The sequence below is a fragment of the Clostridia bacterium genome (assembly GCA_012841935.1).
In the GTDB taxonomy this organism is placed as follows: Bacteria; Bacillota; Peptococcia; order DRI-13; family DTU073; genus DUTS01.
On sequence record DUTS01000106.1, the window covers coordinates 1 to 15,914 of the forward strand.

16 protein-coding genes and 1 other annotated feature are annotated in these 15,914 nt (G+C 40.9%); all 16 genes read right to left on the reverse strand.

Translation table 11 applies throughout. From position 1 onward, the window contains the following. On the reverse strand, nucleotides 1-1,103 hold a 1,103-nt coding region (gene tuf, locus GX687_05970), incomplete at its 3' end, for an elongation factor Tu (protein HHX96983.1). Between the two features lie 22 nt (nucleotides 1,104-1,125). Continuing rightward, a complete protein-coding gene (gene fusA, locus GX687_05975; GenBank protein HHX96984.1) occupies nucleotides 1,126-3,213 on the reverse strand; it encodes an elongation factor G in 2,088 nt (695 codons plus the stop codon). Between the two features lie 54 nt (nucleotides 3,214-3,267). Then, nucleotides 3,268-3,738 carry a 30S ribosomal protein S7 gene (rpsG, locus tag GX687_05980; protein HHX96985.1) on the reverse strand — a complete coding sequence of 157 codons (471 nt, stop codon included), beginning with the start codon at nucleotides 3,736-3,738 and terminating at the stop codon, nucleotides 3,268-3,270. 24 nt (nucleotides 3,739-3,762) lie between these two features. Beyond that, the gene (locus GX687_05985) at nucleotides 3,763-4,152 is read right to left on the reverse strand and encodes a 30S ribosomal protein S12 (protein ID HHX96986.1); all 390 of its coding nucleotides are present in this window, start codon (nucleotides 4,150-4,152) and stop codon (nucleotides 3,763-3,765) included. Nucleotides 4,153-4,258: 106 nt separating this feature from the next. Continuing rightward, nucleotides 4,259-7,714: a DNA-directed RNA polymerase subunit beta' gene (gene rpoC, locus GX687_05990; GenBank protein ID HHX96987.1), complete on the reverse strand. Its 3,456-nt coding sequence runs from the start codon at nucleotides 7,712-7,714 to the stop codon at nucleotides 4,259-4,261. 21 nt (nucleotides 7,715-7,735) lie between these two features. Beyond that, complete coding sequence (rpoB, locus tag GX687_05995; protein ID HHX96988.1) at nucleotides 7,736-11,014, reverse strand: DNA-directed RNA polymerase subunit beta; 3,279 nt, start codon at nucleotides 11,012-11,014, stop codon at nucleotides 7,736-7,738. A gap of 254 nt (nucleotides 11,015-11,268) precedes the next feature. Continuing rightward, nucleotides 11,269-11,646, reverse strand: coding sequence for a 50S ribosomal protein L7/L12 (rplL, locus tag GX687_06000; GenBank protein ID HHX96989.1), 378 nt, complete (start codon nucleotides 11,644-11,646; stop codon nucleotides 11,269-11,271). 19 nt (nucleotides 11,647-11,665) lie between these two features. After that, the gene (rplJ, locus tag GX687_06005) at nucleotides 11,666-12,187 is read right to left on the reverse strand and encodes a 50S ribosomal protein L10 (GenBank protein ID HHX96990.1); all 522 of its coding nucleotides are present in this window, start codon (nucleotides 12,185-12,187) and stop codon (nucleotides 11,666-11,668) included. 23 nt (nucleotides 12,188-12,210) lie between these two features. After that, nucleotides 12,211-12,330, reverse strand: a sequence feature (ribosomal protein L10 leader region). Nucleotides 12,331-12,429: 99 nt separating this feature from the next. Beyond that, nucleotides 12,430-13,062: a nucleotidyl transferase AbiEii/AbiGii toxin family protein gene (locus GX687_06010; GenBank protein ID HHX96991.1), complete on the reverse strand. Its 633-nt coding sequence runs from the start codon at nucleotides 13,060-13,062 to the stop codon at nucleotides 12,430-12,432. Further along, the gene (locus tag GX687_06015; protein HHX96992.1) at nucleotides 13,050-13,304 is read right to left on the reverse strand and encodes a hypothetical protein; all 255 of its coding nucleotides are present in this window, start codon (nucleotides 13,302-13,304) and stop codon (nucleotides 13,050-13,052) included. Before GX687_06015 ends, GX687_06010 begins: the two co-directional genes overlap by 13 nt. A gap of 88 nt (nucleotides 13,305-13,392) precedes the next feature. Next, the gene (rplA, locus tag GX687_06020) at nucleotides 13,393-14,085 is read right to left on the reverse strand and encodes a 50S ribosomal protein L1 (GenBank protein HHX96993.1); all 693 of its coding nucleotides are present in this window, start codon (nucleotides 14,083-14,085) and stop codon (nucleotides 13,393-13,395) included. Nucleotides 14,086-14,128: 43 nt separating this feature from the next. Next, on the reverse strand, nucleotides 14,129-14,557 hold the full coding sequence (rplK, locus tag GX687_06025) for a 50S ribosomal protein L11 (protein ID HHX96994.1): 429 nt from the start codon (nucleotides 14,555-14,557) through the stop codon (nucleotides 14,129-14,131). A 15-nt stretch (nucleotides 14,558-14,572) separates the two neighbouring features. Further along, nucleotides 14,573-15,124 carry a transcription termination/antitermination protein NusG gene (gene nusG, locus GX687_06030; GenBank protein ID HHX96995.1) on the reverse strand — a complete coding sequence of 184 codons (552 nt, stop codon included), beginning with the start codon at nucleotides 15,122-15,124 and terminating at the stop codon, nucleotides 14,573-14,575. Between the two features lie 24 nt (nucleotides 15,125-15,148). After that, the gene (gene secE, locus GX687_06035) at nucleotides 15,149-15,364 is read right to left on the reverse strand and encodes a preprotein translocase subunit SecE (protein ID HHX96996.1); all 216 of its coding nucleotides are present in this window, start codon (nucleotides 15,362-15,364) and stop codon (nucleotides 15,149-15,151) included. A gap of 32 nt (nucleotides 15,365-15,396) precedes the next feature. Next, nucleotides 15,397-15,546: a 50S ribosomal protein L33 gene (gene rpmG / locus GX687_06040; GenBank protein HHX96997.1), complete on the reverse strand. Its 150-nt coding sequence runs from the start codon at nucleotides 15,544-15,546 to the stop codon at nucleotides 15,397-15,399. A 153-nt stretch (nucleotides 15,547-15,699) separates the two neighbouring features. Then, nucleotides 15,700-15,914 (reverse strand): elongation factor Tu (gene tuf, locus GX687_06045; GenBank protein HHX96998.1); only part of this gene is annotated, 215 nt, incomplete at its 5' end.

A 15,914-nucleotide genomic window follows, 5' to 3' on the forward strand; every position in this document is an offset into this window, starting at 1 on the left:
GGTGTAATTAATTCAATAGTCATCTTAATATTGTCACCAGGCATACACATTTCCACACCTTCAGGTAAAGCAATAGTTCCTGTTACATCAGTTGTCCGGAAATAGAACTGGGGACGATAACCATTAAAAAAGGGAGTATGTCGGCCACCTTCTTCTTTGGTAAGCACATATACTTCAGCAGCAAACTTGACATGAGGTTTAATAGTTCCCGGCTTGGCCAATACTTGACCTCTCTCAATTTCATCACGGCCAACTCCTCTTAACAAGGCCCCAATATTATCACCAGCGACAGCTTGATCAAGTAGTTTGCGGAACATCTCCACACCTGTAACCACAGTCTTGCGAGAATCTTCGCTCATACCAACAATTTCTACTTCTTCACCCACTTTAATGGTACCTCTTTCCACACGACCAGTAGCTACTGTACCCCGCCCGGTAATAGAAAAAACATCTTCCACAGGCATTAAAAAAGGCCTTTCAGTAGGTCTTTCCGGTGTAGGAATATAAGAGTCAACTGCCTCCATTAATTCCAAAATAGCTTCTCCCCATTCACTTTCTGGTTCTTCCAAAGCCTTTAAGGCTGAACCTCTAATAATGGGTAAATCATCACCCGGAAAATCGTACTCATTTAACAGTTCCCGCATTTCCATCTCTACCAATTCTAACAATTCCTCGTCATCTACCATATCTACTTTATTCATAAAGACGACAATATGGGGTACACCTACTTGACGAGCTAAAAGAATGTGTTCACGAGTTTGCGGCATGGGGCCATCAGTTGCGGAAACAACCAAAATAGCACCATCCATTTGGGCTGCCCCCGTAATCATGTTTTTAACATAGTCAGCGTGTCCTGGACAGTCAACATGAGCATAATGCCTATTAGCAGTTTCATACTCCACATGAGATGTGGAAATAGTGATACCGCGTTCTTTTTCTTCAGGTGCTTTGTCAATTTGATCATAAGCAATGGCCTGTGACAAATCACTTTTTGATAAAATCAAAGTAATTGCCGCCGTTAATGTGGTTTTACCGTGGTCTACATGACCAATAGTCCCAATATTCACATGGGGCTTTGTCCTTTCAAATGTTGCCTTAGCCATAATAATTTTCCTCCTTTAAAATTTAACTTAACTTTTCTCCCCGACGCTCCGCAATAATGTCTTGGGTAATATTTTGCGGAATTTCGCCATAATGGGAAAACTGCATTACATAAACACCACGTCCCTGAGTTTTAGATCTCAGATCAGTAGCATAACCAAACATTGCTGCCAAAGGAACCAGTCCTCTAATTACCTGTGCCCCGGCTCTAGTTTCCATACCTTCAATCTTGCCCCGACGAGCATTAATATCACCAATGACTTCCCCCATATATTCTTCTGGAACAACTACTTCCACTCTCATAATTGGTTCCAAAAGAATGGGATCAGCTTTTAGAGCACCTTCTTTCAAGGCCATGGAGCCCGCTATTTTAAAAGCCATTTCTGATGAATCTACTTCATGATAAGAACCATCATAAAGAGTAACCCGTAAATCAATTAAGGGATAACCTGCTAAAACACCATTTTCCATGGCTTCCTTAATACCACTATCTACATGAGGAATATATTCCTTGGGAATAACTCCTCCCACAATTTTATTAACAAATTCATATCCAGCACCAGGTTCCAAAGGTTCCAGCTCAATTTCACAATGACCATATTGTCCCCGACCACCAGATTGACGAATAAATCTACCTGTAGCCTTAGCCCGAGAACGAATTGTTTCCCGATAAGCTACCTGAGGACGACCTACATTAGCATTTACCTTAAATTCCCGCAGCAAACGATCCACAATTATTTCTAAGTGCAATTCACCCATCCCGGAAATAATTGTTTGTCCTGTTTCCGGATCCAAATGAGTACGAAAAGTAGGATCCTCTTCTGCCAAACGAGATAAAGCCAACCCCATTTTATCCTGATCTGCCCTTGTTTTCGGCTCAATGGCTACATCAATTACCGGTTCCGGAAACTGCATTGATTCCAAAATAATGGGTTCTGCTTCATCAGAAAGGGTATCACCAGTAGTGATTTGCTTAAAGCCAACCGCTGCAGCTATATCACCAGCATAAACTGCTTCTACCTCTTCGCGATGATTAGCATGCATTCGCAAAATGCGTCCCACCCTTTCTCTTTTTTGGGTAGTAGCATTATAAACATAGGTACCAGTTCGCAATATACCGGAATAAACCCGGAAAAAAGCGAGCTTACCAACATAAGGATCTGTCATGATTTTAAAAGCCAAGGCTGAAAAAGGTTCCTCATCACTAGCACGCCGCTCAGCCTCTTCACCTGTTTCAGGGTTTACACCTTCAATAGCGTCTACATCCAAAGGTGAAGGCAAATAATCGATCACCGCATCTAACAACAATTGAATTCCTTTATTTTTAAAAGAAGAACCACAGACCACGGGAGTAATTAAAACATGTAGTGTCGCTTGCCGCAAACCCTGCTTTAGCTCAGCCTCACTAATTGGTTTTCCTTCAATATATTTTTCCAAAAGGGCTTCATCCACTTCGGCTACAGCCTCTACTAATTCTTCCCGATGTTTTTGAGCAAGTGACAGCAGCTCTGCCGGGATTTCTTTTTCTTCGCTGTGGGTACCTAAATCATCCAAGTAATAGTAAGCTTTCATTTTTAACAAATCAATAACACCATTAAAATTATCCTCGGCCCCAATAGGCAACTGAATAGGAACTGGCCTGGCACCTAATCTTTCTTTAATCATTTTTACGCCCCTAAAGAAATCGGCACCCACCCGATCCATTTTATTAATATAAGCAATACGAGGCACTTTATATTTATCAGCTTGACGCCATACAGTCTCTGACTGCGGCTCCACACCCCCTACTGAGCAAAAGACCGCTACTGCTCCATCTAGAACCCGCAGAGATCTTTCTACTTCCACGGTAAAGTCAACGTGCCCGGGCGTGTCAATTATATTAATCAGCCAATCTTTCCACTGACAAGTAGTCGCCGCCGAAGTAATGGTAATACCTCTTTCCTGTTCCTGAACCATCCAGTCCATAGTGGCGGCCCCATCATGTACTTCCCCAATTTTATGCACCCGACCCGTATAAAACAAAATTCTCTCCGTGGTTGTTGTTTTTCCGGCATCTATATGAGCCATAATTCCTATATTCCTTATTTTATCCAACGCAATTTGCCTAGCCATTAATTTTGCCTCCCCCTTCTTTTGACGAAAAATCTCTCCAGCGGGGGCTCACCTCTACCATCGGTAATGAGCAAAAGCTTTGTTAGCCTCTGCCATTCTATGCACTTCCTCCCGCTTTTTAACCGCACCACCGGTATTTTTGAAAGCATCCATAATTTCCGCAGCTAATCTTTCTTCCATGGTTCTTTCCCCGCGATTACGAGCGAAAAATACCAGCCACCTAATACCTAAGGTTTCCTTTCTTTCCGGACGTACCTCCACCGGCACTTGGTAGTTAGCACCACCGACTCGCCGAGCTTTAACTTCCAAAACAGGCATCACATTCTGCAGAGCCTGATTTAATACTTCCAAACCATCTTCGCCGGTTTTTTCTTCTACAATATTTAAGGCATTATAAAAAATCTTTTCGGCTTTACCTCTTTGTCCAGCATACATCAATTTATTTATTAACTTAGTAACCAATTTTGAATTATAAATAGGGTCAGCCGGAACTTCTCTGATGGGTGCCCTTCCTTTTCTCGACATTTTCTTCCCCCCTTTAAGCTTTTCCTATTTTTTAGCAGCAGCCCCGCGCGGACGTTTAGTACCATATTTGGAGCGACTTTGGCTGCGTTCCTGCACCCCGGCTGCATCCAAAGCACCACGAACAATATGATACCTTACCCCGGGGATATCCCGAATCCGCCCACCCCGAACCAAGACAACCGAGTGTTCTTGTAAATTGTGACCGATACCAGGAATATAAGCAGTAACTTCCAAACCATTGGTCAACCTAACCCGTGCTACTTTACGCAGTGCAGAGTTTGGCTTTTTGGGGGTTGTCGTATAAACACGCGTACAAACACCCCTTCTTTGAGGACACTCCTTTAAGGCCGGAGCCGCGGATTTTTTCTCAGCAAATCTTCTTCCTTGTTTAACTAATTGATTAATGGTTGGCATTTTTTCACCCCCTTTATTTTTTTAAATAAGCAAAAATCGCTTTAAATACTATCTCCAATAAAGCACACTTCCGTATTTTATCACCGATGAAAGGCGGATGTCAAGATTAATCTTCCAAATCCGCAAAATTTTCACCATGGAAATCAATTTTTAAATTGCGATAACGCGAAACCCCAGTACCTGTTGGCACCAATTTCCCAATAATTACATTTTCTTTTAAACCTAAAAGCGAATCTACTTTACCTTTCAAAGCCGCCTCAGTAAGCACACGAGTTGTTTCTTGGAAAGAAGCCGCCGAGAGAAATGATTCTGTTACCAAAGAGGCCTTGGTAATTCCTAAAAGCACCGGCCGGGCTTTAGCCGGTTTTTTACCAGCAGCTACAGCCATTGCATTTTTCTCTTCAAAAACAAAGACATCAATCAAACCACCAGGCAGCAAATCAGTTTCACCTGGATCTTCAACTTTAACCCGCCGCATCATTTGACGAATAATTACTTCGATATGTTTATCATTAATATCTACACCCTGTAAACGATAAACCCGCTGTACCTCTTTTAACAGATAATCCTGGACCCCATATTTACCTTTAATTTTCAAGAGTTCATGGGGATTAATGGATCCTTCAGTTAAAACGTCACCAGCTTCCACAATTTGCCCATCTTTAACCTTAATTCGAGAACCAAAAGGCACTTTGTAACTATATTTTCCTTCACCAGAATGAATAATTTCAATTTCCCGCCGACCTTTAAGATCATTAATCTTTACTTCACCATCTATTTCAGTAACCATAGCTTGACCTTTTGGCTTACGAGCTTCAAAAAGTTCTTCTACACGTGGTAAACCTTGAGTAATATCATCACCAGCAACACCTCCGGTATGGAAAGTACGCATTGTTAATTGAGTACCAGGTTCACCAATTGATTGAGCAGCAATAGTACCTACAGCTTCTCCCACTTCTACACTGCGGCCAGTAGCCAAATTACGCCCATAGCATTTACAGCAAACACCATAGCGAGTTTTACAGGTTAAAACCGAACGAATATAAACTTGTTTGATACCAGCCTTCATAATTTCTACCACATGAGTATCATTAATTTCGGTTTGAGCTGGCACAATTACTTCTTTTGTTTCCGGATGAATAATATCCTCAGCTGCCACCCGTCCAATGATTCGTTCTGCCAAAAACTCTATTACTTCAGCATCATCTTTAATTTCCTCTACACAAATACCGGCACTAGTACCACAATCCTTCTCACGAACAATCACATCCTGAGCTACATCAACCAATCTTCTAGTTAAATAACCCGAATCAGCAGTTCTCAAAGCTGTATCAGCTAAACCTTTCCGGGCACCATGAGTAGAAATAAAATATTCGAGAACAGTTAAACCATCACGGAAATTTGATTTAATCGGTAATTCAATAGTCCGTCCAGAAGGATCTGCCATTAAACCACGCATACCTGCCAATTGTCTAATTTGCTGGACATTACCCCTGGCCCCAGAAACAGCCATCATATAAATAGAATTAAAATGATCAAATTCTTCCAAAATAGCTTCAGTAACATCATCAATAGCTTCATTCCAAATAGCAATAATTAACTGATAGCGTTCTTCTTCAGTAATCAAGCCCCGTCTAAATTGATTTTGAATCGTTTCAACTTGTTTTTCCGCCGCTTGCAAAATCAAATCTTTCTTTTGCGGGGCCACAATATCGGTAACACCAATAGTAACTCCCGCTTTGGTTGAATAAGCGAAACCTAAACGCTTTATTTCATCCAACATAGCGGCTGTAATCTCTTCACCTAATAAAGAATAACATTTAGAGACAATTTGTCCTAATTGCTTTTTACCCACTATCTCGTTAAAAAAACCAAGCTCCTTAGGGATGGCTTCATTAAAAATGATTCTTCCCGTAGTGGTTTCCATAATTTCTCCATTAATTTTAGCCAAGACCGGTTCATGTAGTGTTACTTCCTCTTTTTCATAAGCAAAGAGAGCCTCCTCAGGACTATGAAAAGCACGCATTTTTTCACGTGTCAAGGGCTTATCCAAAGTAAGATAAAAGATACCTAAAACCATATCCTGAGTAGGTGTAACTACTGGACGACCATCTTTGGGATTCAAAATATTATAGGATGAAAGCATTAATAAACGGGCTTCAGCTTGTGCTTCAGCCGAAAGCGGTACGTGTACCGCCATTTGGTCACCATCAAAGTCAGCATTATAGGCAGTACAGACTAAAGGATGAATCTGTAGGGCCCTACCTTCAATCAAGACAGGCTCAAAAGCTTGAATTCCCAAACGGTGTAGTGTCGGGGCCCGATTCAATAAGACGGGATGGTCTTGAATAATTTCCTCCAAAACATCCCAAACTTCATCACGCATCCGCTCTACCATCCGTTTGGCACTTTTAATATTATGAGCATGACCATCCTCAACTAACTTTTTCATGACAAAAGGCTTGAATAATTCCAAAGCCATTTCACGCGGTAAACCACATTGATGTAATTTTAATTCTGGTCCAACAACAATCACAGAACGACCCGAATAATCAACTCGTTTCCCCAAAAGGTTTTGACGGAAACGCCCTTGTTTACCCTTGAGCATATCACTAAGGGATTTTAAAGGTCTGTTCCCTGGACCAGTAACCGGTCGACCCCGCCTGCCATTATCAATTAAAGCATCTACTGCTTCCTGAAGCATTCTTTTTTCATTACGGACAATAATATCTGGAGCCCCTAAATCAAGAAGCCTTTTTAAACGATTATTGCGGTTAATAACCCGCCGATATAAGTCATTTAAATCTGAAGTAGCAAAACGCCCCCCATCTAATTGAACCATGGGACGCAATTCAGGCGGAATAACCGGAACCACATCAAGAATCATCCATTCCGGACGATTACCAGAGTTTTTAAAGGCTTCCACAACTTCTAAACGACGTGTAGCTCTAATTCTACGCTGCCCGGTGGTATCCCTAATTTCCCCCCGCAATTCTGCTGCCATTTCTTCAAGATCCATTTCCATTAACAAAAGGCGAATGGTTTCCGCCCCCATACCTGCTTGGAAGCGATCCCCATACTTATCCCTGTTTTCCCGATATTCTAGTTCTGTTAATAATTGTTTTTTCATCAAAGGTGTGTCACCCGGATCAGTGACAATATAAGCGACAAAATATAATACCTTTTCTAAAGAACGCGGCGAAATATCCATAAGAAGTCCCATTCTGCTGGGGATGCCTTTAAAATACCAAATATGTGAACAGGGAGCCGCTAATTCAATATGACCCAACCTTTCACGCCTTACCTTTGATTTGGTGATCTCTACCCCACAGCGATCACAAACGATTCCTTTATAACGTACCCGCTTATATTTTCCACAATAACATTCCCAGTCACGTGTCGGCCCAAAAATCTTTTCACAAAACAAGCCTTCCCGTTCAGGTTTTAAGGTACGGTAATTAATCGTCTCCGGTTTTTTGACTTCCCCACTGGACCAAGCACGAATCTGCTCAGATGAGGCCAAACCAATTCTTATTTGCTCAAAATTATTTACGTCCAACAGGAAACCCTCTCCCTTCTATATTTATTCTTCATCATCTTGCTGTTCAGCCAACTTTTTTTCTTCAAAAGTATGAATATCTAAACCTAATTCCTTTGCCGCTTGGGCAATATCGTCATCATCATCTCCGATCTCAATTTCCTCGGAAGTTTCGGAAAGCACCTTTACATCTAGGGCTAAACTCTGCAATTCTTTAATTAAAACCTTAAAGGATTCAGGCACTCCCGGCTCAGGCACATTTTCACCTTTAACAATCGCCTCATAGGTTTTTACACGTCCCACAATATCATCAGATTTAACCGTCAGCATTTCCTGTAAGGTATAAGCTGCACCATAAGCTTCAAGAGCCCAAACTTCCATTTCTCCGAATCTTTGTCCTCCAAACTGTGCCTTACCACCCAAAGGCTGTTGGGTAACCAGAGAATAAGGACCAGTAGAACGAGCATGAATTTTATCGTCAACCAAATGAGCCAATTTCAACATATACATATAACCAACTGTAATTTTTTTATCAAAAGGCAGCCCGGTTCTGCCATCATAAAGCGTAGCTTTACCATCCACTGGCAGATTGGCCTCTTTTAAAACCTCAATAATGTCTTCTTCTACCGCCCCATCAAATACAGGTGTAGCCAATTTAATTCCTAATGTTTTGGCTGCCCAACCCAAATGAGTTTCCAGCACCTGTCCAATATTCATTCGCGAAGGAACCCCTAAAGGGTTTAAAACTATTTCCACCGGGGTGCCATCAGGTAAAAAAGGCATATCTTCTTCTGGGAGAATCCGGGAAATAACTCCTTTATTACCATGACGCCCGGCCATCTTATCACCCTCAGAAATCTTTCGCTTTTGAGCAATATAAACTCGGACAATTTGGTTAACACCTGGGGCCAATTCATCCCCATTCTCCCGAGTAAAGACCTTGACATCAACCACTTTACCTCCTTCACCATGAGGAACACGTAAAGAGGTATCTCTTACCTCACGGGCTTTTTCACCAAAAATAGCCCGCAGCAAACGTTCTTCGGCAGTTAATTCGGTTTCACCCTTAGGGGTAACTTTCCCTACCAAAATATCCCCAGGTCTTACCTCAGCACCAATTCTAATAATTCCCCGATCATCCAAATCCTTAAGAATATCAGCACCAACATTAGGAATATCGGCAGTAATTTCTTCTGGTCCTAATTTGGTATCCCGAGCATCACATTCATATTCTTCAATATGAATTGATGTAAAACAATCCTCTTTCACCAATTTATTACTAATTAAAATCGCATCTTCATAATTATAGCCTTCCCAAGTCATAAAAGCGATCAGCACATTACGTCCCAAAGCCAATTCTCCCAAATCAGTAGAAGGCCCATCAGCAATCACTTGCCCGGCTGCCACCTGTTCTCCCTTAACCACAATTGGCTTTTGATTAATACAAGTACCCTGATTAGAACGTGCAAATTTAGTTAGTCTATAATGATCGATTTCCCCTTGTTCACTTTTGATTTTTATTTCATTGGCAGTAACCCGAATTACTGTTCCTGCTCGCCGAGCCGTAATCATTACCTTGGAATCCGTGGCTGTTTTATGTTCCTCACCTGTACCTACCAAAGGAGCCTCTGTCTTTAATAAAGGTACAGCCTGCCGCTGCATGTTAGCCCCCATTAAAGCACGGTTAGCATCATCATGTTCCAAAAAAGGAATCAAGGCTGTAGCAATAGAGACAACCTGTTTAGGTGAAACGTCCATAAAATCCACCTGTGAAGTCGGCACTTCTAAAATTTCATCAGCATAACGAACATTAACTTTAGGATTAACAAACTTACCGGTTTCATCCAAAAGGGCATTGGCCTGAGCAATAATATAATTATCTTCCTCATCTGCCGACATATAAACAATTTCTTCGCTAACACGCCCTTCGTCCTTATCCACCTTACGGTAAGGTGTTTCGATAAACCCATATTCATTAACCCGGGCATAAGTACTCAAGGAACCAATTAAACCAATATTGGGTCCTTCGGGTGTTTCAATAGGACACATTCTCCCATAGTGGGAATAGTGCACATCCCTTACTTCAAAACCAGCCCTTTCTCGAGACAAACCTCCAGGTCCCAAGGCACTTAACCTTCTTTTATGAGTTAATTCAGCCAAAGGATTAGTTTGATCCATAAACTGTGATAATTGGCTGGAACCAAAAAACTCTTTAATTACCGCCACTACAGGCCGAATATTAATTAAAGCCTGAGGAGTAATCACATCCACATCCTGAATGGTCATCCTTTCCCTAACCACTCTCTCCATCCGCGAAAGACCAATCCGAAATTGATTTTGTAATAATTCTCCCACAGAACGAAGTCGCCTATTACCCAAATGATCTATATCATCAGGTCTACCTTTACCCTGCATCAAAAGTAATAAATGTCTTACTGTAGCTACAATATCTTCAGGTGATAAATGTCTAATTTCCATGGGCACATCAATCTTTAATCGCTTATTTAATTTATATCTGCCTACTCTGGCTAAATCATAACGCCGCGATTCAAAAAACATAGCCTTGAACAAGGAACGGGCACTATCAACAGTAGGCGGTTCCCCAGGACGCAAACGCTTATAAAGTTCCACCAAAGCCTCATCTTCCGATTCCGTATGATCACGCTCCAAAGTCAAACGAATTCGCTCATCACTAGCAAACAACTCCAAAATTTGAGCATTAGAACTATAGCCAACTGCCCTAAGAAGCACAGTTACCGGTATCTTACGCGTCCGATCTACACGCACATAGACATTGTCATTAGCATCTGTTTCAAACTCCAACCAAGCCCCGCGATTGGGAATAATTGTTGCTCCACAAATTCGCTTCCCATTTTTATCAATTTCAGCTCGATAATAAACACCAGGAGATCTAACCAGCTGACTAACTACAACTCTTTCCGCCCCATTAATTATAAATGTACCTCGGTCAGTCATCAGAGGAAAATCACCCATAAAAACCTCTTGCTCTTTTACTTCTCCCGTTTCCTTGTTAATTAACCTAGCCTTGATCCGCATGGGAGCATCATAAGTAAAATCACGTTCTTTACATTCTTCTACGGAATATTTAGGATCCTCTAAATGATAATCAATAACTTCCAAAACTAAATTTCCCGTAAAGTCCTGAATCGGCGAAACATCAGCAAACACCTCTCGAATACCATGTTCTAGAAACCACTGATAAGAATTCTGCTGAATTTCAATCAAATCAGGCATTTTTAATACTTCTTTAATTCGTGCAAAACTTTCCCGAACCGTTCTTCCTACTTTTATAGGCTGACGCATTAAAAAATTCACTCCCCAACCCATGTTTTTAATAAAAACACCTAATAGCAAGGTTTATGCCTTGCTATTTTAATCCATTTAACTACTTTAACCATATTTAGACAGTAATATCCCTATTATACAGACAATCACATCGCTAAACTTTAGCATATTTCTCCAGATCTGTCAAGGAGAAATTCACTTAAGGGGCAGAAAGGGACCTCAACTCCCTTATTGAGCCCCCTTTGTTCGTTTTCATTATATTTTTTGTGCCCTTACTTCAGCTCCACAGTTGCCCCAACTTCGGCTAATTTAGCTTTAATTTCTTCAGCTTCGTCTTTACTGACTCCTTCCTTAATTGCCTTAGGAGCCTGATCAACTAAGTCTTTGGCATCCTTGAGTCCCAAACCAGTAATTTCACGAACCACTTTAATTACATTGATTTTCTTGGGACCGATCTCACTTAACACCACATCAAATTCAGTTTTTTCATCTTCCTCTTCTTCGGCCACACCTGCAGCTGGAACAGCAGCCATAGCTACCGGAGCCGCAGCCGAAACCCCAAATTCCTCCTCAAAAGCTTTAACCAATTCCGAAAGCTCCAAAACGGTTAATTCCTTTACAGCTTCAATAATTTCATTAATTTTAGACATAATGTCCAAACCTCCCTAATTAATTTTCTTTTTCTTGCCGTAAAGCTTCCACGGCATAAACAAATTTTCTTTGTGGGCCTTGCAGTACATTAACTAAACCAACAATTAAACCCTGCATTCCCCAAACAACCTGGGTAAGTAATTCATCACGAGAAGGCAAATCAGCTAAAGCCCTGACTCCCTCTGCGTCCAGTGCTTTATTTTCTAAAGCACCCCCTTTAATAATCAATCGCTTATTCTTTTTAGCAAACTCCTTTAATACTTGTGGTCCGGAAACTGGATCAAGATTACTAAAAACACTAGCAGTAGGCCCATCTAAATAAGGGGTTAATCCTTCTAGACCACAATCAGCAACAGCACGACGGGCCAACGTGTTTTTTACTACTTTCATTTCCGCCCCGACTTGCCTTAATTTTGCCCTTAATTCCGTAATTTTGCTGACATTTAAACCACTGTAATTCACAAAAACAACTGATTGGGCTTTTTGTAAGTTAGTACTTATTTCTGCAACAACCTGTTTTTTTTGTTCCCGACTAGACAAAACATAACGCCTCCTTTCTGACGACTGCAATAAGAAAACCCCCGCAGACATACGAGGGCTTAGCATTGTTCATCTAAACCAACCTCGGTAGGTTTCTTAAGCCCTAGGGCCCCTACGGTCTACAGTCGGAAATCTTCTACTCACACAGTATAATAACTATCTATTTAAAAGTCAACCCCTTAAAAAACATTCTGCAAAATAATGTTTTTTCCTATTACTAAATCTATTTTTCATTTTACAACTTAGCGATTAAAATAATAATCAACAAATTGCCGCTGCCTCTTTAAAAAATGAGCTTTAATTTCCTCCCAGGAAATATCCCAAAACATTTGCGGAGTCGCCTCCTGCTCTGCATCTACAAAATAACCCCAAGCTTTAATAATTAAGGTCTGATAATTAGGCACCTCAAATTTTTTCTCTACTAAACTAATCATTTCTTCCAGCCGGAACTTTTCTTTTTCTAAACAATATAAATCTATAAAATCCTTTTTAGTGCCTCTTTGTACCAAAGCAACCAATTTCATGGCCGCAATATCCCGGAGCCCAGCAATCTTAACCCCCTGGTAGCACTCAAATTCATCCAAAAGAGGATACGGATAATGTAAAAAGCTAACCTTTACTTTACCCATAAAACCATGCACCGTACCCTCAGCCTGCCTAGTCACCGTAAAATCACCCAGCTCAGCTAACTTAGTCACCAATGCTAAAGAATCAAATTCCTGAGCACTAAAAAAATCCAAATCCTCTGACCAGCGGTGCCTCAAAAGCAGGGCTAAACCAGTACCCCCAGCCAAATAAAAATCTCGCAACAAACCCTTTTCCTTTAATTGGGCAAGCAAAAGATGTCTTTCTTTGGACATGATCAATTCAGGCACCTAATTTCCTCCCTTTTCAAGCCATAATAGTTTTGCCACATTGAAGCCGTTTGGGGTGAAATGAGCCTACTCCCCTTAACCACCTCAATTAAGCACTCTTCCCCATACCGCTCCAAAGCCCATTTAATAGCCTTAAAATCACCATATTCCAGTAAACGTTCAATAATAAAAAACCGATACTTTTCTAGATCTATGTCCCCTTGATATTCCCAAAAGAAGTGCTTAATTGCTTCCGGCAGCATCACAATCACCTCTACATTATTATAACATAAAATATCTCCCCTTTGCTCAGGGGAGATACTGTGTTTACTGGAACTTTGCGAACACTTACTATCTTAATTTAAAAGGATTAATTTTTATAGCAGGCCCCATTGTCGAGGAAACAGCCACACTTTTTACATATTGGCCTTTAACACCCGCAGGACGTGCTTTTAGAATAACATCAGCTAATGCCTGAAAATTTTCAATTAACTGTTCTTTGGAAAAGGACACTTTCCCCAAAGGAGCATGAACAATCCCATTTTTTTCAACACGATATTCAACCTTACCTGCCTTAATTTCCCGCACAGCCCGTTCTACTTCAAAAGTAACAGTACCTACTTTGGGATTAGGCATTAAACCCTTAGGTCCAAGCAGCCTCCCCAAACGTCCTACAATACTCATCAGATCTGGTGTAGCCACGACTGCCTGAAAACCAAACCAGCCTTCTTGGACTTTAGCTACTAAATCTTCAGCTCCGACAAAATCAGCTCCGGCTTCTTCAGCTTCACGGGCCTTCTCCCCTTTGGCAAAAACCAAAACAGTACGCGTTTTACCAGTACCATGTGGTAAAACCAAAGCACCGCGAACTTGCTGATCGGCATGACGCGGATCAACATTTAACCGAAAAGCGACCTCCACGGTTTCATCAAAATTAGCCTGAGCCAAACTTTTTACCAACCGTAAAGCCTCTGCCGGTTCATATAATTTACTTTTATCAATCTGCTTTACCATTTCCCGATACTTTTTTCCCCTTTTAATCATCAACCTTGCCTCCTTGTGGTGCTAACGGATTACTCCTCCCACCTTAATCTTCAATAATTTCAATACCCATACTACGTGCCGTACCCTCAATCAAACGCATAGCTGCTTCAAGAGAAGCTGCATTCAAATCTGGTTTTTTCATTTCGGCAATTTCCCGCACCTTAGAACGCGGCACCTGACCGACCTTCTGCAAATGCGGTTCTCCCGCGGCCTTTTCAATTCCAGCCGCCTTTTTTAAAAGTACAGCTGCTGGCGGAGTTTTACAAATAAAAGAAAAAGAACGATCAGCATAAACCGTAATTTCCACCGGAATTAAATAACCAGCTTGTTTAGCTGTTTTCTCATTAAACTCCTTGCAAAACTGCATAATGTTAACCCCGTGCTGTCCCAAAGCAGGTCCAACCGGAGGGGCCGGGGTAGCTTTACCGGCTTCACATTGTAGTTTAATAAAACCTACAACTTTTTTGGACATTGTAGGTCCACCTCCTTAATCTAATTTTTGCACTTGACTATAATCCACTTCCACAGGTGTTTCCCTACCAAACATGGTCACCAGCACCTTTAATTTAACCTTATCGGGATAAATCTCTTCGACTATACCGGTAAAATTACGAAAAGGACCAGTAATAATTTTTACACATTCACCAATATCAAACACTTCTTTAGTACGCGGTTCAGCTAAACCCATATGTCTTAAAATATGTTCAACTTCTGCTTCCAATAAAGGAATAGGCTTGGAACCAGTTCCCACAAACCCCGTTACACCAGGAGTATTACGAACCACATACCAAGATTCATCGGTTAAAATCATTTCCACCAAAACATATCCCGGGAAGATTTTCTTTTTTACTAATTTCTTTTTACCGGCTTTAACCTCTACAACATCCTCCAAAGGAACCAAAACATGAAAAATCTTATCTCCTACATTCATAGATTCTACACGCTTCTCTAAATTTGTTTTTACTTTATTTTCATAGCCGGCATATGTGTGAATCACATACCAATTCTTCTTTTCCGCAACTACAGCCCCATCGGGCAATTGAATTCACCTTCCTTTTTAAACCTAATGAAGGAATAATTTAATCAAAGAACTAAGTGCCAAATCAATCAACCAAATAGCGGTAGCTACAAAAAATACCGCTACAATAACTACACCTGTATAAATGGCAACCTCTTTCTTAGATGGCCAATGGACCTTTTTTAATTCCCCCCTAACTAATCTAAACCAACGCCCCAGTCTGGCAAAAAAACCTAATCTCTGCCCCTTAGCCACACTCATAACCCCCACATCCTAACTTTATATAATCAAGATCATTTAGTTTCTTTATGAACTGTATGGGTCTTACAAAACTTACAATACTTTTTCAGTTCCAAGCGGTCCGGGTTATTTCTCTTATTTTTTTTAGTCGTATAATTCCGCTGTTTACACTCCACACATGCTAGGGTGATTATGGTTCGCATTACTACCACCTCCCAGAACAGCCCACTTTTACAACACTATAAACCTATCATAACTTTCAACTAACTGTCAAGAAAAAATATGTAAAAGAAGATAAGCAGGAAAGATCCCCACTTATCTTCCTTCTAAATCAAACTTTAACTCAATTCTAGCTTTTATTCAATAATAGCACTTACCACACCAGCACCAACCGTGTGTCCACCCTCACGAATAGCAAACCTTAAACCTTCTTCAATAGCTATGGGTGTAATTAATTCAATAGTCATCTTAATATTGTCACCAGGCATACACATTTCCACACCTTCAGGTAAAGCAATAGTTCCTGTTACATCAGTTGTCCGGAAATAGAACTGGGGACGATAACCATTAA